General features: G+C 70.0%; 13 protein-coding genes and 2 pseudogenes. 6 read left to right on the top strand and 9 right to left on the bottom strand.

Going from position 1 to position 21,482, the window contains the following annotated elements; translation table 11 throughout:
- Positions 1-36 precede the first annotated feature (36 nt).
- From ACFYX0_RS38005 to ACFYX0_RS37980, 6 genes are all read right to left on the bottom strand, one after another.
- A complete protein-coding gene (locus ACFYX0_RS38005) occupies positions 37-1,014 on the bottom strand; it encodes an amidohydrolase family protein (protein ID WP_388977898.1) in 978 nt (325 codons plus the stop codon).
- Positions 1,015-1,183: 169 nt separating this feature from the next.
- On the bottom strand, positions 1,184-1,801 hold the full coding sequence (locus ACFYX0_RS38000; RefSeq protein WP_388977896.1) for a malonic semialdehyde reductase: 618 nt from the start codon (positions 1,799-1,801) through the stop codon (positions 1,184-1,186).
- Between the two features lie 149 nt (positions 1,802-1,950).
- On the bottom strand, positions 1,951-3,969 hold the full coding sequence (locus ACFYX0_RS37995; protein WP_388977894.1) for an acetoacetate--CoA ligase: 2,019 nt from the start codon (positions 3,967-3,969) through the stop codon (positions 1,951-1,953).
- Positions 3,966-5,612, bottom strand: coding sequence for a bifunctional 3-(3-hydroxy-phenyl)propionate/3-hydroxycinnamic acid hydroxylase (locus ACFYX0_RS37990; RefSeq protein WP_388977891.1), 1,647 nt, complete (start codon positions 5,610-5,612; stop codon positions 3,966-3,968). The genes ACFYX0_RS37995 and ACFYX0_RS37990 overlap by 4 nt, the downstream gene beginning before the upstream one ends.
- The gene (locus ACFYX0_RS37985) at positions 5,609-6,547 is read right to left on the bottom strand and encodes a fumarylacetoacetate hydrolase family protein (protein ID WP_388977888.1); all 939 of its coding nucleotides are present in this window, start codon (positions 6,545-6,547) and stop codon (positions 5,609-5,611) included. Before ACFYX0_RS37985 ends, ACFYX0_RS37990 begins: the two co-directional genes overlap by 4 nt.
- Positions 6,544-7,689, bottom strand: a complete 1,146-nt coding sequence (locus tag ACFYX0_RS37980; RefSeq protein WP_388977886.1) for a VOC family protein — start codon at positions 7,687-7,689, stop codon at positions 6,544-6,546. Before ACFYX0_RS37980 ends, ACFYX0_RS37985 begins: the two co-directional genes overlap by 4 nt.
- 138 nt (positions 7,690-7,827) lie before the next feature.
- Here ACFYX0_RS37980 and ACFYX0_RS37975 point away from each other — a divergent pair, with 138 nt between their 5' ends.
- Positions 7,828-8,463 carry a TetR/AcrR family transcriptional regulator gene (locus tag ACFYX0_RS37975; protein ID WP_388977883.1) on the top strand — a complete coding sequence of 212 codons (636 nt, stop codon included), beginning with the start codon at positions 7,828-7,830 and terminating at the stop codon, positions 8,461-8,463.
- 75 nt (positions 8,464-8,538) lie between these two features.
- Here the strand turns inward: ACFYX0_RS37975 and ACFYX0_RS37970 are convergent, their stop codons facing one another.
- Positions 8,539-12,681, bottom strand: coding sequence for a hypothetical protein (locus ACFYX0_RS37970; RefSeq protein WP_388977880.1), 4,143 nt, complete (start codon positions 12,679-12,681; stop codon positions 8,539-8,541).
- A gap of 225 nt (positions 12,682-12,906) precedes the next feature.
- On the opposite strand from ACFYX0_RS37970, the gene ACFYX0_RS37965 reads away from it, so the two are divergent.
- Positions 12,907-13,881: a helix-turn-helix domain-containing protein gene (locus ACFYX0_RS37965; protein WP_388977877.1), complete on the top strand. Its 975-nt coding sequence runs from the start codon at positions 12,907-12,909 to the stop codon at positions 13,879-13,881.
- Between the two features lie 118 nt (positions 13,882-13,999).
- Here ACFYX0_RS37965 and ACFYX0_RS37960 read toward each other — a convergent pair whose 3' ends face one another.
- Positions 14,000-15,046: a zinc-binding dehydrogenase gene (locus ACFYX0_RS37960; protein ID WP_388977874.1), complete on the bottom strand. Its 1,047-nt coding sequence runs from the start codon at positions 15,044-15,046 to the stop codon at positions 14,000-14,002.
- Between the two features lie 162 nt (positions 15,047-15,208).
- The gene (locus ACFYX0_RS37955) at positions 15,209-18,430 is read right to left on the bottom strand and encodes a cytochrome P450 (RefSeq protein WP_388977872.1); all 3,222 of its coding nucleotides are present in this window, start codon (positions 18,428-18,430) and stop codon (positions 15,209-15,211) included.
- Between the two features lie 102 nt (positions 18,431-18,532).
- On the opposite strand from ACFYX0_RS37955, the gene ACFYX0_RS37950 reads away from it, so the two are divergent.
- The 4 genes and pseudogenes from ACFYX0_RS37950 to ACFYX0_RS37935 form a co-directional block, all read left to right on the top strand.
- Positions 18,533-19,192 carry a TetR/AcrR family transcriptional regulator gene (locus ACFYX0_RS37950; RefSeq protein ID WP_388977869.1) on the top strand — a complete coding sequence of 220 codons (660 nt, stop codon included), beginning with the start codon at positions 18,533-18,535 and terminating at the stop codon, positions 19,190-19,192.
- Between the two features lie 81 nt (positions 19,193-19,273).
- On the top strand, positions 19,274-19,861 hold the full coding sequence (locus ACFYX0_RS37945; RefSeq protein ID WP_388977866.1) for a TetR/AcrR family transcriptional regulator: 588 nt from the start codon (positions 19,274-19,276) through the stop codon (positions 19,859-19,861).
- Between the two features lie 117 nt (positions 19,862-19,978).
- A pseudogene (locus tag ACFYX0_RS37940) lies at positions 19,979-20,353 on the top strand (hypothetical protein); the annotation flags it as partial.
- A 257-nt stretch (positions 20,354-20,610) separates the two neighbouring features.
- A pseudogene (locus tag ACFYX0_RS37935) lies at positions 20,611-21,442 on the top strand (IS30 family transposase); the annotation flags it as partial.
- Between the last annotated feature and the right edge of the window lie 40 nt (positions 21,443-21,482).

Raw genomic sequence — 21,482 nt, 5'->3', positions numbered from 1 at the left:
TTGAGCAGGCATCCGCTTCCCCGCAGAGGACACGGTCTAACGCCAGGCCTCTTCTCCGCACGCCGCAGGAAGCAGCTTGGCGGCGTTCTCGCTGGTCAGCTGCCGCCAGGTGGTGCAGTCCGGCTGCTCGGCGGCGTCCACGGACGCGATCTGCGCCAGGACCCCCGCAGCCGGGGTCCAGCAATAGTCGCTTCCGTACAGCAGCCGGTCGTGGCCGAACGCCCGCACGAGCGCCGGGACCTGGTGCGGGAACGGGGTTCCGGCCATGTCGAACCACAGGCGCCGCAGTTGTTCCTGGACCGTGGGACCGTCACCGACACCGTTGGCGAAGGCCGCACGGAACAGCTCCATACGGTCGGCGAGCAGCGACAGGGTGCCGCCGCAATGGGTGATGATCCACTGGATACGGGGATACCGTTGGAGGACTCCGGTGAACACCAGGTCGGCGACCGTGCGGGTGGAGTCGAAGAGGAACTCCAGCATCGGCCGGGGCCGACCCAGTGACACAGCCTCGTGGCAGGGCGGAGAGGTGGGATGGACGAATACGACCGCCTCCCGGCTGTCGAGTTCATTCCAGAGTGGTTCGAACCGCGGATCGCCGAGGTAGATCCCGGCGGCGTTCGTCTCGACGGTGACGCCGTGGCTGCCGAGATGGTCCAGGGCATGAGCGAGTTCGGCCAGTGAGCCGTCCACGTCGGGCAGGGGGAGGGAGGCGAAGTGCCCGAAGCGCTCAGGGTGGGTGCGCACCACATCGGCCCCGAACTCGTTGACCTCACGGGTGAGGGCGCGTGCGGCCCGGTCGTCGCCGAAGTGTGTGCCCGGGGAGGAGAGGGACAGCACGCTGGTGCGGATACCGGCGGAGTCCATGAGCTCGAGGTGCTCGGAGGCGGACCAGGCCGGAAAGTCTCGCATGCCGTCGGGTTGCGCGTATCCGGCCGCTTTGGCCGCCGTCACATAGGAGGGAGTCACGAAGTGGGCGTGCACGTCGACCAGATGGTGCGCTGAGGCGGGCAAGGGACGATCCTCCGATTCATTGGACGGCGATGCGCCGGACATCTGCGGTATTTGACTACTCCCCTCTCTTCAGGGAGGGGAGTAGTCAAGGCATGGCACCTGTCACCACTACGGCGACCGTGCGCGGAAGTTCGGGCTTCGGGTCCTGCACAACCAGGCGGCGGTACCGTCAGGCCCAGGCGACGGCGTCCTCGAGGGGCACGCGGGGCAGCCGCGGGAACCACGGGTCGACACCGGGGTGACCGATGTTCACCACCAGATGCGAGTGCCAGCTGGTGCCGACGAAGAACTCCTTGTCCACTGCTGCCTTGTCGAAGCCTGCCATGGGACCGGCCGCGAGACCGGCGGCGCGCACGGCGAGCAGGAAGACCCCGGTCTGCAGTGCCGAGTTGTAGGAGGCGAGGGTCTCGCGCGTCTCCGTCTGGTCGGCGAACGCCGCTCGCAGCATGTCGCCGCGGGCGGGGAAGACTGTCGGCATCTGCTCGTGGAAGTCGACGTCGTATGCCAGGACCGCCACGGCCGGCGCACTGAGCGTCTTGGCCTTGTTGCCCTCGTCGAGATGCTGGACCAGTCGCTCCTTGCCCTCGCGGGTGCGCACGAAGAGCACACGCAGAGGCTGGCTGTTTGCGGCGCTCGGCGACCAGCGGGCGAGGTCCCAGATCACGGCGAGTTCGTCGTCGGTGACGGCTGTTGCCGCGAAGGTGTTGGCGGTGCGGGCTTCGGTGAACAGCAGCTTTCGCTCGGCGTCGTCGAGGACGTCGAGGGTCCGCGGTTCAGGGTCGGTCATGCTCACGGTTTCTCTCTTACATGGGGTGTGCGGATGGTGTGGTGCCGTGGCGGGTTCTCCGCCCCGGCACCGGTCGGCCGGACAGGGCTTACGGGGCCGGGGGCGGGCTTGCGGTGCTGTCATCTGGGCCTGTGGGCCCACGGCCGAGGTCATGTGTGGGGGGTTGACTGCTTGCTCCGCTCAGCGCCCAGGCGGGCGAAGTAGGAGACCAGGTCGGGGTTGTCGAGTGTGGCGGGGTTGAGGACCTGTTCGGCGGGGGCGCCCTGGAGGAGGCGTTTGACGGGGACCTCGAGTTTCTTGCCGGTCTTCGTGTGCGGAATGGCCGGGACGGCGAGGATCTCGTCGGGGACGTGGCGGGGTGAGGCGCCGGTGCGGATCGCGTCGCGGATCTTCTCGCGCAGGGCATCGTCCAGGGTCACGCCGGGCGCGGGGACGACGAACAGGGGCATCCAGTAGCCGCCGTCGGGTTCCTCCGCGCCGATGACGAGGGCTTCGGTGATCTCGGGGAGGCGTTCGACGATGTCGTGGATGTCGACGCTGCCCAGGCGGACACCGTTGCGGTTGAGCGTGGCGTCGGAGCGGCCGTGGACGATCACCGAACCGTGGGAGGTGTGGGTGATCCAGTCGCCGTGCCGCCATATGCCCGGGTAGGCGGTGAAGTAGGCGTCGCGGTAGCGGCTGCCGTCCGGGTCGTTCCAGAAGTACAGCGGCATCGAGGGCATGGGGCGGGTGACGACGAGTTCGCCGACCTCGTCGCGGACGGGGGTGCCGTGTTCGTCGTAGGCGGCCAGTGCCACGCCGAGGTTGGGGGCGGACAGCTCCCCGGCCCAGACGGGGGTCGTGGGTGCGCTGCCGGCGAAGCCGGAGACGACGTCCGTGCCGCCGCTGGTGGAGGCCAGCTGAATGCCTGCGCCCACGTGGTCGCGGATCCAGGGGTAGGCGGAGGCGGGCAGGGCGGAGCCGGTGCAGCCGATGACGCGGAGGGCCGACAGGTCGTGCGCGGCAGGTTCGATGCCTGCCTTGGCCATGGCCAGCAGGTATTGGGGGCTGGTGCCGAAGACGGTGACCTTGTGGCGGGCCGCCAGCTCCCACAGGATGTCCGGGCGCGTCTGCGGTGCGGGGCTGCCGTCGTAGGTGCAGGTGGCGGCGCCGGTCAGCAGGGTGGAGACGACCAGGTTCCACATCATCCAGTGGGTGGTGGTGTACCACAGCAGGCGGTCCCCGACGCCCAGATCGCTGTGCAGGGCGAGGGTCTTGAGGTGTTCGAGGAGGATTCCGCCGTGCCCGTGGACGATGCCCTTGGGCAGGCCGGTGGTGCCGGAGGAGAAGACGATCCACAGCGGGTGGTCGAACGGGACCGGGGCGATGGTGAGGTACTCGACGCGGGTGGCCGCGTCCTGCCAGGGAACCGTCAGCGCGAAGCGTCTGTCCTGGGGCCATGCGAGACCTACGTGGTCCACGAGAACCGTGCCCTTCAAGGAGGGCAGGGCGGCGGCCAGTTCGAGTGAGGCGGTGCGGCGGTCGTGGGTGGTGCTGTTGAAGAGGTAGCCGTCCGCGGTGATGAGCACCGCCGGTTCGAGTTGGGCGAAGCGGTCGGCGGCGGCCTTGGGTGCGTAGTCCTGGCCGCACACCGACCACACCGCGCCCAGGCTGGCGGTGGCGAGGAAGGCGATGACGGCGTGGGGGGTGTTGGGCAGGTAGCCCACCACCCGGTCGCCCTGTTGGACGCCCAGGTCGCGCAGGGTGGCTGCGACGGAGGCTACCTGGGCGCGCAGTTGCCGGCCCGTGATCTCGTAGCCGGCTCCGGTCTCGTCCAGCGCGGTGATCGCGGGGGCGTCCGGGTGCAGGTTGCGCAGTGCGTGGTGGGCGTAGTTGAGCGTGGCGCCGGAAAACCAGCGGGCGCCGGGCATGGTCTCCTCGCCCAGCACTTGTTCGTACGGGGTGGTTGCATCGATGGCGAAGTACTCCCACAGCGCGGCCCAGAACCCTTCCAGGTCGGTGACGGACCAGCGGTGCAGGGCCTGGTAGTCGGTGGGGTCGGGGATGTCTTCGGCGCCGTGGTGCCGGGCGGCCCAGCGGGCGAAGTCGGCGATCCGGCTGTCGGCAGCTGCGGGCGGGTCGGGGGTGAAGAAGGGTGCCGGATCCGGCGTGGGGTGTGGGGCGGTCATGGTGTGGTGCTCCTCGGCGGGGGGGCGAGCCGGGCATCGGCGCTACCGCGGCTCGCGTGCAGCAGGGAGGCCCAGGTGGCGGTGCCCGTGAAGTCGCTTGTGCCGGCGGGGACGGTGTCCATCACGACGCGGTCGGGGCGCAGCAAGACGGCGTCCGCCCGGCCGCGTGCCAGCCAGGCGGCCAGGGTGCCGCCGTCGCCGAGGCCGCCGACGTGGAAGGTGGGGGCTCCCAGTGCTGTGGCCACGGCCGTCACCTGGGGGGTGGGCGGCGCGGTGGTCAGGACGGCGAAGGAGGTGCCGAGGACGTCATCGAGGCGCATGCGTCCGGCGTTGCCCTCAATCCAAGGCTGCGGGCAGAAGGTACCGGCCAGGACACGGCCGGTCAGCCGGGGGCGGCGCCGTACGAGCGGGCCGGCGGTCAGGGCGGGGCTGAGATCTGCGCTCACTGCCGCGGTCACGCCCGGGATGCGGCAGGCCGCGCCCACGACGGCCCGGCGGAGCGCCGCGCCGCGGTCTTGTCCGCCGGTCATGGCCCAGCCGACGGCGACCGCGACGCGGATCACATGGCGGGCGTGCGGCTTGCGCTCGTGCTCGTAGGTGTCCAGCAGCGCGTCGTCTGCGCCTTGTTGGAGGACGCGGGCGAGTTTCCAGGTGAGGTTGTGGGCGTCGCGCAGGCCTGCGCACAGGCCCTGCCCGATGAAGGGCGGGGTGAGGTGGGCGGCGTCGCCGAGCAGGAAGATGCGTCCTCGGCGCCACCGGTCGGCGAGGCGGGCGCGGAAGGTGTACTGCGCCTGCCGGATCACCTCGAACTCGTCATCGGGCGAGGCATCGGACGGCGGGCCCACCCAGGGGGCGACCAGCTCACGCAGGCGCTCCCGCCCTCCCGGGCCGTCCAGGGACTCGCCGTCGGCCAGGCGGAACTCCCAGCGGTAGCGGTCCTCGCCGACGCGCATGAACGTGGCCGGCTGAGTGGGACAGCAGATCTGTTCGGCGCCTTCCCAGGTGCGCACCGCAAGAGTGGTGCGCACGTCGATGACCCGCCAGCTCTCTTCGAAGTGCAGGTCCTCCCATGCGGCGCCGATGGCGTCGCGGGTGAGGCTGCCCGCGCCGTCGCAGCCGAGGACGGCATCGGCCCACAGGTGCTCCTCCTCGTCGCTGCCGTGGCGGCGGAAGGTGACCCGGACCGGGCCCGTCGAACCGTCTGATCCGTCGGTGTCCCCTGTGCCGGACTGCGTGACGGACACGACCTCCACCCCGCCCCAGAGCTCGGGCTCCGGGCGGCGGGCCAGGGCGGCGCGGAGCAGGCGTTCCAGCTCGGGTTGGTCGAACATGCTGGTCTGCGGGAAGCCGTGGTGTCCTTGCAGGGAGCGCGGGAACTCGGTGATCACGCGGTGCTGGGCGTTCAGCAGTCGCAGCCCGCGCGCCGGGCGGGCGAGGGCGGCGAACTCCTCGTGGATGCCGACGCTCTGCAGGATCCGGCGGATCTCGTCGTCCACGACGACGGCGCGCGGCAGGGGGTAGACGTCCCGGTGGCGTTCCAGGACGAGGCTGCGCACTCCGTGCCGGGCGAGCAGGAGGGCGGCCGTGACGCCCACGGGTCCCCCGCCGATGATCACCACCGGTCTCCGGGATGTGGCCTTCATGGGGCGTCCGTCACGGCGGTGCGCTGCTCGCCGAGGTCGATCCGCCCGTCCGGGGTGGCGATCGTGGCGGTGATGAGGTCACCGTTGCGCAGGTAGAGGGGGTTCTTGGCCTGGCCCTTGAAGAACGCTTTCCACTTCAGCGCGGGCGGCAGCAGCGCACTGATCTTCGCGACCGGTTTGGGCGGGGCCTTCAGGGCCGTGCCGCCGGGCGTGCCGGTCAGCAGCAGGTCGCCCGCATCGAGGGTCTGGAAGCGGGCGAGCAGGGTGAGCGCCTGCGCGGGCCGTACGATCATGTCGGCGAGCGTGCGGTCCTGGCGCGGGACCCCGTTGACCGAGAGGCGCAGCCGCAGGTCGAGCAGATGCGTGAACTCCTCGGGCTCCAGCAGGGCCAGGTACGGACCCGTCGGCGTGAAGGTCGGATAGGACTTGCTCTCGTAGAACTGGGTCTTGGTCAGCTGGACGTCGCGGGCGCTGACGTCGTTGGTCAGGACGAGCCCGGCGACGTAGCGCGGCAGGTCGCCCTCCTCTACGACGGTGCCCACCGGCAGGGGGGCGCCCAGGACGAGGCCGAGTTCCACCTCGTAGTCGAGGAAGTTCACGTGCGCGGGGCGGACGACCGCGTCGTGCGGTCCGCTGACCGAGCCGGAGGCCTTGCGGAAGAAGGTGGGCGGGATCTCGCCGGTGAAGCCCGAATCGCGGGCGTGGCTGCGGTAGTTGACCATCTGGGCGACCACGCGGCAGGGGGTGGTGACCGGAGGCAGGGCCACCAGGTCGGCGACGGGCGTGCCGTTCTCGGCGGAGGCGGCGGCGTCGCGGACCGCGTCCCGGTCGGCGAGCAGCTCGGCGGTGGTGGCAGCCTTGGTCTCGATGCGGACGGCGCGCTCGTCCCGGACGGCCCACCAGCCGTCGGGGGTGCGCAGAACGTTGGTGCTCATGAGCTCATCGCTTTCATCAGGCCCAGCAGGCGTGCGGGGTCGAGTTCGTTGTCGCCGCGCAGGGCCGTCATGACCTCGCGGAGCTTGGCGGGTGAGGGGTTGGCGCCCAGGAAGTCGCGGGTGACCGGGGGGCCCCACTGGGCCAGGCCGCTCGCCGACATCGGCGCCCATCCGGGTTCGAGGTCGCAGGAGAACAGGTCGCCGTCGGCGAAGTGCTCCAGCATGAAGTGGTCGGGGTCGCGCCAGTAGTCGAAGAGCTGGCTGCCCTGGATGTGCCGGCCGATGCCCCAGCTGCGCTTGTAGCCGCGCTCGGCCAGGTACTCCCCGCCGGCGGCGATCGCGTCGAGGTCGGTGACCTGGTAGGCCGAGTGGACATAGCCGGTACCGGGCCCCAGGTGCAGGGCCAGCGTGTGGTGGTCGACCGCCACGCTCCCCTGGTCGCACCGGATGAACGCCATCGTCGGGCCGCGCCCGCGCTGCCCGTCCAGGAACAGGAAGTCGGACACGATCATGCCGAGGGTGTCCAGGTACCAGTCCAGGGTGCGGGCGAACACCCGCGTCTCCAGCACCACATGGCCAAGGCGCTGGATACGGGACGGCTCGCGGGGCGGACGCTGGGTGGCGTTCGTCCGGCGGAATTCGGTACCGGTGTTGAGGGTCAGCGGTGGCTGCTCAGGCAGCGCCGGCAGCTGTTCGGCGCAGTACACGACCCGGACCGGGAGGCCCGAGGGATCGAGCATCGTGATCGACTGCCCGCCACCGGGTACGTCGATGTCCTGGACGGTGCTGCCGGTGGCGCGGGCCAGCCGGTCGAGATCGGCCCGCTCGGCCGCGCGGAACGCCGGCCCGATGAAGCGGGACGCACGCCCGCGGCGGATGACCATGCACGGGGAGCCCCCGAACGTGCCGCGCAGCCACAGCTCCCGCTCGGTGCGGGCGGCGATCGCAAACCCGAAGTCGCGCGCGAAGACCTCGGCCCGGTCCAGGTCCGGTTTCTCGAACTCCAGCCAGGCCAGGTCGGCCACCTTGATCACGGGATTCCGGGCACGTCCGGGGTGCTCGCCGCGCAAGGCGCCCAGCTCACTGTGAAGGTCTTGGTGGGGCGTCTGGGGAGCGGCCCCGTTAACAGGGGTGTGGGACATGGTGTCCTCCAAGCAACACTGCCGTAATGAGGAAATCATCAACTTTGGCGTTCCTCATCGTCAATAGGATGAGGTCAAACAATTGAGGATGTCATCAGTAATGGAAGCCTCATCGCTACGGTTGTTACACTCCTCCGTATGCCGACGTCTGCCCTGCCCAAGAACCGCTTCGAGCGGCGCCGCGCCGAGACCCGCCAGGCGCTCGTCCGCGCGGCCCGGCAGATCCTCGCGGAGACCGGCGACACCAGCGCCAGCATCCAGGCCATCGCCGAGCGCGCGGACGTGGGTTTCGGCTCCTTCTACAACCACTTCGAGTCCAAGACGGAGCTGTTCGACGCCGCAGTGGCGGATGCCCTGGACGAATTCGGGCAGGTGATCGACGAGCGCGTACAAGGCATCGAGGACCCGGCCGAACTCGTCGCCGCGGGCTTCCGGCTCACCGCCCGGATGACCGACTCCCACCCGGAACTCATGCGGATCCTGCGCGACCGCGGTCTGGCCTACATCCACTCCGACCGCGGACTCGCCCCGCGAGCCCTGCGCGACCTGGAGATCGGCATCGCCTCGGGCCGCTTCACCTGCAGGAACGCGACCACCGCCCTGTCCGCCCTGGGCGGCACCCTGATGTCCCTGGTAGCGCTGCGTCTGGACCGGCCCGACCTCGACGGCGACGAGGCCGCCTCCGACCTCGCCGAAATGGTCCTGCGCATGCTCGGCGTCCCCCCGGACGACGCCCATGAGATCACCCGGCACCCGCTGCCCGGCCTCGACTAAGAACCTCGACGACAGCTCAGGGGCCCGGTGTCCAAAAGGACACCGGGCCCCTGCGTGCTCGCACCGGATGGACGGTTACTTCATGGCCGCCAGGGCCGCGTCGACGCCCGCGGTGGGCGAACCGAGGCCGGTGACGGTGTCGTAGCCGGGACCGGCCGTGCACTGTGCACCGCACCGGCCGTTGGAGCCGGAGATGATGTCCCGCAGGTAGCTGCCGCCGAGCGCGTAGACATCGGTGTGGGCGGTGTCGCCGTCCGGACCGGCCGAAGCCAGGTGCCACTTGCCGGCGGCGGCCCGGAGCTGGTCGGCCGAGGCGATGATCGCACCCCAGATCGGGGCGGACAGGCTGGTGCCACCCACCTTCAACCACATCGAATGGGTGGCGCCGCCGTAGGTCATGGTCAGGTAGACCGGCACGCCGGTGGCGGGGTCGGCCACGAAACTCACGTCCGGGGTGGCCCGCAGCGGCGAGGACTGCACGCCGTCCTGGTAGGCCGGGCGCGCCTCGAAGTAGCTCAGGCCGCCGCCGGTGGACCTCCACGCCGTCTCGTCGAGGGTGTTGCCGTCGGCGTCCAGTCGGAGGCTGGTGCCGCCGATGGCCAGGGCGTAGGGGTTGGTGGCGGAGTAGCCGCCGGGGTAGCCGCCGTCCCCGGTGGACTGGACGCAGACCGAGTCGGCCAGCTTGCAGGAGCCGTCGTAGAAGGCCTCTTCCGAGAACTCGCGGGCGCCCCAGCTGTTGCTGACCGCGGCCGGGTGCAGCGCCGCGGCCGCGTCTTCGGCCCGGGACAGCGCGGCCATGCTCGGGTCCTTCCCCTCGACCAGGACGATCTTGGCGTGCGGGGCCACCGAGTGCGCCCACTCGATGTCCAGCGCCTCCTCCTCGTTCCAGCCGGTGTCGACCTCGGGCTCGGCGCTGTCAGCGTAGACCTGCTGGAAGTCGAAACAGTCCGCTCCCGAACCCACCGTGTCGCAGGTGGGCGGCAGGTTGAAGTGCGCGGAGAAGTGGTTCAGGTCGGCCTTCGCCGTCGGATAGTGGTAGGCGTCGACGATCGCGATCGTCTGGCCCGTGCCATCGCCCTCGAGGCCCAGGCGCGCCTGGATCTGCTGCGGGGTGTAGCCGGGGGCGACCTCGGCCGCGTTGTCCTGGCCCACGCTCAGCTTCGTGGCTGCCGGGGTCTTCTTCTGGATCTCGATCGGGACCGAGGCGGTGCCGATCGGCATGCCGAGGTCCTTCAGCGGGCTCGCGCTGCGCATCCGGTCACCCTGGGCCTGAGGGGCCTGGGGGGCGGCCTGCGGGGTTGCGAGAGACGTGCCGCCGCCGCTCGGAGGCGCCGGGATCCGGGTGGGCTCGTCCTCGGAGAGTTTGTAGGTGGTCAGGCCGTGCGGGAAGTAGTCGATGTCGTTGGCGGCGTCACCGATCGCCTGGGCCGAGATGTTCAGGGCTCGCCAGTCGAGCGCGAGACCGATCATGTCGTCGCCCGGGCCGTCGCCCAGCTCCGCTGTTTCCACCTGGCTCGCCCCCAGGGCGAAGTCCGTCGCGCTATAGCGGAGGTACCCGTCGTTGTCCGCGAAGGGCGTGTCGTAGGACCACAGGTTCTGGTAGGCGCCGACGAACGCCTCGGTGCCGCCGACGGACCTGGCGAACACTCCGGAGTGGAAGCCGAAGAAGGTGGGCACGTCATGGGGCTCGCCGCCGTCCGCCGGGTACACGTAGTCGTTGAACTCGCGCATCTCGACCAGGCCGGTCTTCTTGGACGCGACGAAGCCCTGCGACATCCCGGGACTGTCGTAGTTCTTGATCACGGCGCCGGTGCGGGAATCGAGGATCTGGACCAGGTGCTGGTAGGTCGTGTGATCGCCGGTGTAGGCGAAGGCGACACCGTGCCCGTCGGCGCCCGGGATGTTCGGGTCGGCCAGGGCGGGGTCGGTCGGCACGATCGCGACGGCGCCGGAGTCGGTCGGGGTCTCGGTCCAGACCGGGGTGCCGGTGGCGGCGTCCAAGCCGACCGCCGTCGGCGCCGGGTCGGTGGCCTCCGTGGGCAGGCCGATGCCGTGGTGCGTGCCGCCGTACTCGAAGAACAGGTGTCCGGCGCCGTCCGTGGTGACGCTGGAGAAGACCAGGCTCTTGCCCGCCGTGCCCTTCGGCTGGTACGTCCACAGTTTCCTGCCCTGCGCGGTGTACGCGGTCAGGCTGCTGCCCGGGACGACGATCTCAAAGCCGCCGCGGCCGTCGCTCACGACCGTGAGCGAGGCGACGTAGCCGCCGGTGCGCACGTTCGCGCGTACCTCACCGCTGTGCGTGTCCAGTACGGCGAAGCCGTGGTCGGTCGCGGCCACCACCGAGTCGCCGAACACGTCCCTGCCGGGGTTCGGCAGGAGGCGCAGGGCGTGCACCGAGCTGTCGACGGTGGCCCGCCACAGGACGGTCGGCGCAGCCGTCTTCAGGGTCCTGCCGTCGAGGGCGAAGACACCGCGGCTCTGGCCGGCGACGACCAGGTCCTTGGTCCCGTCCCCATTCACGTCCGTGGCGACGGCCGCGTAGGGGTCGCCGGCCAGGGGCATGGCGTGCGACGTACCGTTGCGGGGGTTGACCGTGTAGGCGGTGTCGTCGTAGCCGACGGTGAGGAGTCCGCCCTGGTACGGGGTGAGAGTGTCGCCGGAGACGGCGCCGTCCTGCCGCCAGTCGAGGTGACCGCTCGCGGCGTTCAGTCCGATGAGCTGGGTGTGCTCGGGAGCTGCGGGGGTGGCGGCGGTGGCGGCCTTCGGGTCGGACAGCGAGGCGAACACCTCGCTGCCCTTCGCGTCGGAGGCCAGCGCCATGGTCGGGGCGTTCGGCCCGCCGATCGTGGAGGCCGTGGTGTAGGCCCAGAGGGTGTGGCCCTGAGCGTCCCAGCCGGAGATGGTGCTCTGACCGTCGGACATGTCGGCGTTGATGCCGAGTTCCGCGACAGCGAACCGGGGGCGGCCGTCCTTCGCGTTCGGCAGGACGTGGAAGGCCTCCGGCACGGTGCCCTCACGCGAGGCGAGCACCGTCCGGTCGCCGGTGTGCGCGTCGATCGCGGTCAGGTCCCAGCGCACGGTGTCGAAGGGGTCGTTCTGCTCGACCACCAGAACGCGGTCCGCGCCCGGGTCCTTGACCAGCATGCGCGGGTAGCCGGGCGTCTTGGTGTGTGCCACGACGCTGCCGTCGGAGGTCTTGAGTACCAGCACGTTGCCGTCGGCCGGGTGCGGGCTTCCCAGGTCCATGGGGGTGTCGGACCACGACGCGGCGATCCGGCCGCTTCCCATCGACGTCAGATCGCCCCAGTACGCCCAGGGCGCGCGCGTGGAGTAGGTCCAGTCGGCGGCCCCGGTGAGCTTGCCGTGAGCGGCGCGGCTGAAGCTGTAGGCGGTCAGGTTGCTGCGGCTGTCGCCCTGTTCGGCCACCGGATCACCGCCCCAGTCCGGGCCGACCGTGTTGGCGACGATCAGCTTGCCGTCCTGGACCAGCATGTTGCCGACGTAGCCGGGGACCAGCTTGCTCCACGCCGTGTTTCCGGTACGGCCGTCCAGGACGGTGACGAAGGTTCCGTAGTCCACCTTCGAACCAGGCGAGGAGAACGGCCGGAACGGCCAGTCGCCCACCGCATAGGCGACGGCGACGTCCTCGACACCGTCACCGTTGAAGTCGCCCGTCACATACGGCTGCTTACCGGCGGCCGACATCTCGTAGGGGTTGTAGCCGACATAGAGGTTCGGCAGATACGGGTGCGGCTGGAACCAGTTGTCGGGGATGACCTGCCAGTCCTTGTACAAGGAGGTGGCTCCACGGTGCCACACCTGCTTGCCCTGGGCGTCGTACCGGGAGACGGTGCCGCCGCTGAAGACGCCCACCCAGTCCTTGGTGCCACCGAGCGCCACGCCCTCGGCGAAGCCCCGCGCGGTCTCCCACTGGCCGGTCCGCTCAAAGCCCGGAGCGGTGGAGGCGGTATCCGACCGCTCCTGCGAGCCTGCCGTCGCCTTCGGCGCAGTGCCCGGCAGCGCCGGCGCGGCAGCGGCGGGACCCTCCTGGGCGGCGACCTGCCCAGGCGTGCCGTCGATCCGTGGCTGGTAACGCTTGCTCAGCTTCTCCATCGCGCCGGCGGTCAGCCGGATGTTCTTCGCGCCCTGCGGAGGGCCTGCCTGAGCCGGCGGTGTGACCAGAAAGCCGGCGGCCAGCCCCAGCACGGTAGCGACCATGCCGGAGCGTATGCCTTTGCTACGCATTCTCAAGTGACCACGCGCCTCTCGTGGGGACAAGGGCGGTTGCGTTGCGGAAAGACTGGTGAACCGCCCTGTAGGGATGCCGGTACTGTTCCAGCGCACCCGTCTCACCGGGAGCACAATGGCTGGCCGATACCGGTCAGCGGCCGGTAGCGGCCATACGCCGCCTTTGACCGCGAAACACAGGAGGGAGGCGAGCCTGTGCTGGAACCCCTGGGTCTCGACGATCCGACCGAGCGCACCTACCGCCATCTACTGACCTCGCCGCCACTCACCGCCACCGAACTGGCCAGACATCAGTCCTGCAGCACGGCACAGGCGCGCCGCATGCTGGACGAACTGGTCGCGGCGGGCCTCGCGGTGCCCTCGGCGGTGCGGCCCACCCGCTACGCCCCGCTGGATCCGCGCATCGGCCTGGCCGCCCTGATCCGCACGCGCCGTCTGGAGCTGGAGCGCACGGAGGCCGCGCTGGACGCCTACGGAGCCGAGTTCAACGAGCGCAAGCTGAGCTCCGATCCCAGCCGACTGGTCGAGATCATCGAGGGGCCGACCGCGATCACCGACTGGCTCACCGAATTGATGGCGGGCGCCGACCACGAGGTCCTGTGCTTCGACACCCCGCCGTATCTCACCGCTGACGCGAATGCGTTGCAGGCCGAGGAGGACCTGCTGGCCCGTGGGGTGCGGGCACGGGCGATCTACTCCAGCCAGGTGCTGGCCATCCCCGAGCGCGCGGAACTGCTCCAGCACCTCGTGCTCCTCGGGGAACAGGCCCGGGTGCTTCCCCATGTGCCACTGAAACTGCTGGTCTTCGACCGCCGCGACGCCATCGTGCCGCTCACCACCGGCGCCGACGGCCTGCGCAGTACCGCCGCCCTGGTCCACCGGTCACCGCTGTGCGACGCCCTCGTCGACCTCTTCGAGGCCAGCTGGCAGCAGGCCACCCCCGTATTCGGCAGCAAGGCCCAGGAGACGGAAGACCACCCCGACCTCAGCGAGGCCGACCGCGCTCTGCTCCACCTGCTCCACGCCGGGCTGAAGGACGAGACCATAGCCCGCCAACTCGGCCTCAGCGAACGCACCCTGCGCCGCCGGATCACCGACCTGACCACCCGCCTCGAAGCGACGAGCCGATTCCAGGCAGGCGCGCAGGCGGTCCGCCGCGGGTGGCTCTGAACCCGCTCCGGTGTGGTTCACGGCGCTTGGCGCGACAGACTGTGGGCGCCGGTGCTCCCTCAAGCACCGGCGCCCACTCACCCCTGCCCAGGGTGGCTTGCTGTCCTACTGACAGGCGTCAGGGGACGAGGATGAGGCGGATCGGGTCGCCGATCTTGTTCTCCAGCCGGCTGACCGCGTCGGCGGCCTCGGCGAGCGGGATGTGGTCCGTGATGGAGGGGGCCAGGTCGAGCCGGCCGACCTCCGCCAGCCGGACCAGCTCGGTGACGGACTCGGGGGTGCCGCCGTAGTGGCCGCGGACCTGCTTGCCCAGGTAGTTGAAGGTCAGGCCCTCGCTGATGGTGAGCGGCCTGGGGCTGATGCCGACCAGGATCAGGACTCCGCCCAGGCCGAGCACGGCGGCGGCCTGCTCGCGGACGGCGGGCACGCCGGCGCAGTCGAAGGCGAAGTCCAGGCCGCGTCCGCCGGTGACCGCACGCACCTGGTCAGCGAAGTCGTCGGCGCCCGGGTCCAGGGCCAGGTCCGCGCCGAAGGACAGGGCGCGCTCCCTGGCGCCGGGCAGCGGGTCGACCGCGATGATCGGCGCGGCGCCGGCCAGGCGGGCGACGCGCACGTTGTGCGCGCCGACACCGCCCACGCCCCACACGCCGACGGACTGGGCGGGACGGACACCCGCGGTGGTGACGACGGCGGCGTAGGGGGTGGAGACCGCGTCGGGGATGATCGCGGCCTGATCGAAGGGAAGGCCGTCGGGGATGGGGATGAGGGTGTCCTCGCGGGCGATCGTGTACTGGGCCCAGCCGCCGTCGTAGTCGATGCCCGCGGTGAGCATCTGGGTGCAGGGGCGGCGGCGCACGCAGCCGGCGCACTGGCCGCAGGTCTTGCCGGCCTCCAGGGTGACCCGGGTGCCGACGCTCAGGCCGCGCTTGAGGTCCGGGCCGAGCGTGTGGATCACACCGGACACCTCGTGACCGACGGTGACCACATCGGAGGTGGCGAACAGCGGGACGAGAGAGCCGTCGATCAGGTGCACGTCCGACAGGCAGACCCCTGCGGCCCTCACCTCGACGAGTACCTCGCCCCGACCGGGCACGGGGACAGGGACCTCCTCCACGGCGAACTTCCTTGTGTCCAGGTGGAAGCGCCCGGCGAGCATGGTGTCCATGAAGATCTGCTTTCTGTGTGCGGCATCGGCTGGCGGTTCGGGCCGATGGGTGCCGTGTGGTGTCTCAATGGCTTGTGGTGGCCGGGAGGCGTACGGCCGGCAGCGGGGGTGTCGCTCGCCTCCCGGCGGCTGGGGGTCGCACGCCGTGACGGCGTGCGATGGTCAGGCGAAGACGTCCTGCTGGTAGCGCTCGTCGGCTTCGAGCTGGGCGAGCCACTGCTGGGCGGTCTCGTCGTCGCTGCCGGTGTGCTTGCGGTGGATGGCGGCGAGGGCTTCCCGGACGGCGGGTGCCATGCGGCGGCCGTCACCGCAGACGTAGATGTACGCGCCGTCCTCGATGGCCTGCCATACCGTGTCGGCGGCATTGGCGATGGCGTTCTGCACGAACCGGGCCGGGTGGCCGGTCACCGCGGAGTAGGCGGTGTGGACCTGGGCGATCTGGGCCTGCTCCCAGTGCTGCATCTCCTGGCGGTAGAAGTAGTCGTGCTCGGGGTGGCGGCAGCCGACGAACACCTGCGACAGGCCCACCTGCGTGCCGTTCGCCTGCTGCCAGGCCCGCTCCTCCAGGAAGCCGCGCAGCGGCGCGATGCCGGTGCCGGGGCCGATCAGGATCAGCGGCGTGGCCGGGTCGGCCGGCGGGGCGAACGTCGGGGAGGGCACGCGCACGTAGCCGTAGACGACGTCACCGGGCCTCAGCTGTGCCATGTAGGCGGAGCAGGTGCCGCGATACTGGCCCTCACCGGACAACGCGGGGCCCTCCAGCAGGCCGACGGTCAGCCGGACGTGGCGCGGGTTGGCCAGCGGGGCGGAGGAGATGGAGTAGAAGCGGGGACGGATCGGGCCCAGCATCTCCAGGAACACCGCCAGCGGCAGCTCGACAGCGGGGAAGCGCTCCAGCAGGCCCAGCACCGAGACCCGCTTGCCGAGGATCTCGCTCTGGTAGCGCTCCTCAGCCTCCTCCGTGTCGGCCGTGTAGGCCTGCAGCTGCGGCCGGGTCCACGGGCACTGGGTGTGCTCGGCCAGGATGCGCACCTGGGAGCGGGTGGCCACATCCTGCAGCTCCAAAAACTCGGTGAACAGCAGGCCCGCGGTGACGGGCGTGCCCACCGGCAGGTGCGTGCGGCCGCCGCCGGGCTGGTCGAGCCGGAGCACCTGGTCGCGGTCGACGGCCAGGCGCGCCAGCGCCCGGTTGACCAGGGACGGCTCGTTCTTGGTGAAGACGGCGAGGTGGTTGCCGGTCTCGTAGGTGACGCCCTCGGGCAGCTCCACGGTGAGGGACTTCGCGGACGGGCGCGGCGGCTCGATCTGGAAGTCCCACAGCCCGGTCGCGTCGGACACGAGTTCCTCGTTGGCGACCACGGTCAGGGGGTAGGCCTGCTCGGAGACGATGGCGGGGCGCACGTCCGCCTCGGTGAGCAGCTGGACCTGGTAGCGCGGCGCGCCGTCGTCGGAGGTGTCGGCGGCGTACTCCTCGGCCAGGGTGGCCCACAGGGTGTCCATCCAGCGACTGGCCATGCCGTCGAAGTCGCCGGCGGCATCTGCGATGCCGCGCTCGATGACGGGGGTGGCCCCGGCGGCCAGCAGGGCGGCCTCGATCCGCTTGGGGAAGGCCTGGTAGGTGGCCACCCACTGGGTGTTGCCTGCGCCCAGCAGTGCGAACCGCACGTTCGACAGTGAGTCCTCGCCCAGCCCGGTCGCGATCAGGTCATCGAAGCGCTGGGCGTTGTCGGGTGCCTTGCCGTTGTAGCTGGCGGCGACGACGACCAGGAGTCCCTCGGTGGGCAGGTTGTCGCACAGCTCGTCCAGGCTCACCAGGGTCGTGCCGAATCCGGAGCGCTCGCTGCGGTCGGCGATGGTGCGCGCCAGGTCCTCGCACGAGCCCAGGCTGGAGGCGTAGGCGACGGTCAGGTTCACCCCGACACCGCTGACCGCTGCCTGCGCCTGCGTGTCACCGGTCTGCAGGTCCGCGGCGCCGAAAACGGTCCGCTCGTGCTCCTGACGACGGCGGACGATCAGCTCGAAGTTGCCGGGCTTGCGCGTCAGCGCCTCGCGGACGTCCATCTTGTAGTCGCTGGTGTCCGAGAGCTTGAACTTCTGCAGCACCAGCGCAAGCGCCAGGCGGGCCTCGGTGAGCGCGAACTGCCGGCCGATGCAGGCACGCACACCGTTGCCGAACGGCTTGTAGGCGTGCGGGTGCTGCCGGACCCGGTTCTCCGGCAGCCACCGGTCGATGTCGAACTCGTCCGGCCGCTCCCACGCCTTGGGGTGGGTGTGCAGCGGGCCTTCAAGGATGCTGACCCGTGTGCCCTTCTTCAGCTCGTAGCGGCCGCCGATGACGGTGTCCTCGATGGGCGCCTTGGCGATCATCGGGATGGGAGCCCACAGCCGCAGGGTCTCCTCCAGGATCCGCGGGATGACGTCCAGCTGCATGATCGTGTCGTAGTCCGGCACGGTGTCGCCCGGCAGCAGGCGGTCCACCTCGGCATACGCCTGGGCCAGGGCGTGCGGGTTGCGCATCAGCGAGTACGTGGCGAACGACAGCAGACCACTGGTGGTCTCATGCCCGGCGATCAGGAACGTCAGCACCTGGTCACGCACGTTGTCGACGTCCAGCCGCTTGCCGGTCTCCGGGTCGGTGGCCTCAAGCATCAGGCCCAACAGGTCGTCCTCACCGCTGCCCTTGCCCTCCTGGCGCTCCTTGATCACGCTCTCGACCAGTTCGCGCATCGCCTGGATGTTCTCGTCGTACTTCTTGGCATCGGCCCTGCGCAGCTTGGTCATCATCGGCAGTTCCTGAGAGCGCCGCATCGACTCGGTCAGCGCGCCCAGCATCGCGTTGAGGAACGGGTGCAGCCCCTCCTTGTCGAAGGAGTCGAACCGGTAGCCGAATCCCGACAGGGCGATGGTGTCCAGCGTCAGGCGGGTGTAGTCGTCGGTGATGTTGACCGGCTTGCCTTCCCGGCGCTCCCACTTGCCCACCAGGTTCTGGGCGATCTCCAGCATCTGCCCGAAGTAGTTCCTCATGGCCCGCTGGCTGAAGGCCGGCAGCAGGATCCGGTGTGCCCTGCCCCATTCCTCTTCGTGCTGGTGGGCGGTGAACAGGCCGGCGCCGGCGAAGTCCCGGATGTGGTGCAGCGGCGTCTTGTCGATCTGCTTGAAGAACCGCGTCTCGTCGCTGACCTCGGCCACCAGGTCGGGGTCGTAGACGAAGACCTGCTCGATGCCGGCGATGTCCATGCCGTAGATGCCCTCGGGGAACTGCTTGGACAGCTCGCCGAAGTACTCGACGGGGTTGGTGTCGGGGATCTGCGGCGTGTTGCCGAGGAGGGGAACCCCGCGCGGGGACCGGATGGGGCGAAGGTCGTTCGCGGAGTGGGTGGTCATGGCTTGCTCCTTTGTGTGGAGAGGGGGAAGGGCAAGGGCGCCGGTCTATGCCGCGACGCACCGCAGAAACGTACGTCGTATGGAAGTGATACCATACTAAGTATGGAAACGGCGAAGCGCACCCCCCGAGGGACCAAGAAAAGAGACACACCCCTGACCGAGGCCGGGATCTACGCCGCCGCCCTGCGGCTCATCGACGCCGACGGGGTGGAGACCCTCACCATGCGCAAGCTCGCGGCCGCGCTGGACGCCAACCCGATGTCGCTGTACCACCACGTACCCAACAAGGAGGCGCTACTGCGCGGCGTCGCGAGCATGGTCGGCGCCCAGTTCCGCACCGTGACGCAGAAGGACCGCCCCTGGCAGGAGCGCATCCGCCAACTCGCCGAGGACTTCCGCGCTCTGGCGCACCGTCACCCGAAGCTCATGACCTATTCGTTCGGGCAGCCGGACTTCGTCCAGCCCGAAGACCCCTTCTGGCTCGCACTCACCGACGTGCTGGCGAGTGCCGGGGTACCGCGGCAGGAAGTGTCCCGAATCGCCGCGGTCATCTGCGCCGCCGTGTTCGGTGTGCTGATTGCCGAGATCAACGGCGCGCTTCGCCGGTGGTCGACCCTGCCGCCGGCCCCCGGCGCAACAGGGGAGGGCGAGTCTGTGGACGCCGACTCCGAAGGCGATCACATGTTCTATACGGCGCTCAACGCGATCATTACATCCGTCCACATGACCGAATTGAAGTCATACATGATGCGGACAAACTGAGGCGCGCCCAACGCGCGCGCGTACCGACGCGGGTCGGATGTCATCGATCGCCCAGACCGTCTGACAGAAGGATGTAAGAGGGTGGAAGTTCGCACTGATCCGCGCCTGTTGCGCAGTCGCGAGGCCATCGTGGCAGCGGCCACAGCATTGCTCACGGAAAGTGGACTGGAGGCCGTGACGCACCAGACGGTCGCCACTCGCGCAGGCGTCGGCCGCGCCACCGTCTATCGACACTGGCCCAGCCTGCTCGACCTCCGACTCACCGCGCTGGAAGCCGGCATACCCCCTCCGCCACCGGCACCTGAGCACCTTCGGGTCGCCTCCGGCAACGATCCGCGAGAGGAACTCATCCACCGCCTCGGCGAACTGGCCGAACCCTGGGAGGAAGAGCAGGCAGGCGCCGTCCTTGCGGCGATCCTCGGCGGCTCACGGCACGACGAAGACATCCGCCGCCTCCGGGAGTCGCTGGTGCACCAGATCGCCGAAGCCCTGCGTCCCGCCGTCACCGCGGCCGTCCAGCGCGGCCGACTCCGGCCTGACGTCACCCCCGAGACGTTTGCCATGGCCACTGCCGGACCCCTCTTCTTCGAGCGCTTTCTCGCCGGGAACGGCCTGGACCGCGACGCAGTGAGCGCCGTTGTCGACGCCGCCTTGAAGGGCTGGTCCTGAAAGAGCGTTTTCGGCACTCTGCTTGGCGGGCCGCTCAGTCGGTGGACAAGCCCCCTTCCCGGTCAGGCGGCGCGTAGCCGCAGACCAAAACCAGGCCGGCAGGAAGATCTGGTGCCCATGGCCCACTTCTCCTCGTGCCGGTGGGCTGCGAGCAGGCCCGCCCCGGAGAAAGTCCCGGACGTGGTACAGCGGCGTCTTCTCGGCCTGTCGGCAGAACCGCGTCTCGTCGCAGACCTCCGCCACCAAGTCCGGGGCGTAGACGAGGACCTGGCCGACGCCGGCGATGTCCATGCCGTAGACGACCCAGGGAAACTACATTCCATACTTAGTATGGAATTGGACCGTACGCGGTATGGAAAAGCGAGGCGTCCCCCGCGCGGCACCAGGAAGAGAGACGCGCCTCTGACCGAGGCCGGGATCTACGCCGCCGCCCTGCAGCTCATCGACGCGGACGGCGTCGAGGCGCTCACCATGCGCAAACTCGCCACCGCGCTGGACGCCAACCCGATGTCGCTGTACCACCACGTGCCCAACAAGGACGCCCTGCTGCGCGGCGTGGCGAGAATGGTCGGCGCCCAGTTCCGCACCGTGACACTGCAGGACGCCCCCTGGCAGGAGCGCATCCGCCTGCTCGCCACGGATTTCCGGGAACTGGCGCACCGCCACCCCAACCTGATGGCCTACTCGTTCGGCCAACCGGACTTCATCCAGCCCGAAGACCCCTTCTGGACCGCACTCACCGCGACCCTGCCCGCCGCAGGGCGACGTCGTGGAGCCCGGAGCAGATCGCGAACCGGCTCAAGGCCGACTTCCCCGATGATGACTCCATGCGCATCTCGCACGAGGCGATCTATCAGGCCCTCTACATCCAGGGGCGCGGCGCCCTCAAGCGCGAGCTGGTCGCCTGTCTGCGCACCGGGCGTGCGCTCCGTGTTCCGCGAGCGCGCTCCCGGCAGCGCGCCAACGGCCACGTCACAGCCGACGTGGTGATCAGCGAGCGGCCTGCCGAGGCCGAGGACCGCGCCGTCCCGGGTCACTGGGAGGGCGATCTCATCATCGGCACCGGCCGGTCTGCGATCGGCACGCCAGTGGAGCGCACGACGAGGTTCACCATGCTGCTGCACCTACCGCGGATGGACGGCTACGGTGCAGAACCACAGGTCAAGAACGGCCCGGCGCTGGCCGGCCGCGGCGCCCAAGCCGTGAAAGACGCCATCGCCGGCATGATCACCACGCTGCCCGAGCAGCTGCGCCGCTCGCTGACCTGGGACCGCGGCAAGGAGCTGGCCCAGCATGCCCAAACTCCGTATCGACACCGGGCTGCAGGTCTACTTCGCCGACCCGCACAGCCCCTGGCAACGCGGCACCAACGAAAACACCAACGGACTGCTTCGCCAGTACTTCCCGAAGGGCACGGACCTGTCGCGACGGGATGCCGACGAGCTTGAGGCCGTTGCTCACGCCCTCAACAACAGGCCGCGGAAAACCCTCGATTGGAAGACACCCGCCGAAGCCCTGAACCTGGATCCATCGATCGGTGACCGGCTGACGGTGCCCCCATGGAGAGGACGTGCCTTGTGACCTGCGAGGATGGGAGTTCTCTAGGCTTCCAACCCGCAGC

Origin of the sequence: Streptomyces sp. NPDC002573, from assembly GCF_042889625.1 — a bacterium.
GTDB lineage: Bacteria > Actinomycetota > Actinomycetes > Streptomycetales > Streptomycetaceae > Streptomyces > Streptomyces gibsoniae.
Note: the sequence above shows the minus strand (reverse complement) of the source record. Positions and strands in the feature narration are given on the sequence as shown.

Bases quoted from the DNA above. Each gene is read 5' to 3' on its own strand.
- ACFYX0_RS37995 (WP_388977894.1), bottom strand. From the start codon at position 3,969: ATGACCGCCCCACACCCCACGCCGGATCCGGCACCCTTCTTCACCCCC.
- ACFYX0_RS37985 (WP_388977888.1), bottom strand. From the start codon at position 6,547: ATGAGCACCAACGTTCTGCGCACCCCCGACGGCTGGTGGGCCGTCCGG.
- ACFYX0_RS37990 (WP_388977891.1), bottom strand. From the start codon at position 5,612: ATGAAGGCCACATCCCGGAGACCGGTGGTGATCATCGGCGGGGGACCC.
- ACFYX0_RS37980 (WP_388977886.1), bottom strand. From the start codon at position 7,689: ATGTCCCACACCCCTGTTAACGGGGCCGCTCCCCAGACGCCCCACCAA.
- ACFYX0_RS37970 (WP_388977880.1), bottom strand. From the start codon at position 12,681: ATGGTCGCTACCGTGCTGGGGCTGGCCGCCGGCTTTCTGGTCACACCG.
- ACFYX0_RS38000 (WP_388977896.1), bottom strand. From the start codon at position 1,801: ATGACCGACCCTGAACCGCGGACCCTCGACGTCCTCGACGACGCCGAG.
- ACFYX0_RS37955 (WP_388977872.1), bottom strand. From the start codon at position 18,430: ATGACCACCCACTCCGCGAACGACCTTCGCCCCATCCGGTCCCCGCGC.
- ACFYX0_RS37960 (WP_388977874.1), bottom strand. From the start codon at position 15,046: ATGGACACCATGCTCGCCGGGCGCTTCCACCTGGACACAAGGAAGTTC.
- ACFYX0_RS37975 (WP_388977883.1), top strand. From the start codon at position 7,828: ATGCCGACGTCTGCCCTGCCCAAGAACCGCTTCGAGCGGCGCCGCGCC.
- ACFYX0_RS37950 (WP_388977869.1), top strand. From the start codon at position 18,533: ATGGAAACGGCGAAGCGCACCCCCCGAGGGACCAAGAAAAGAGACACA.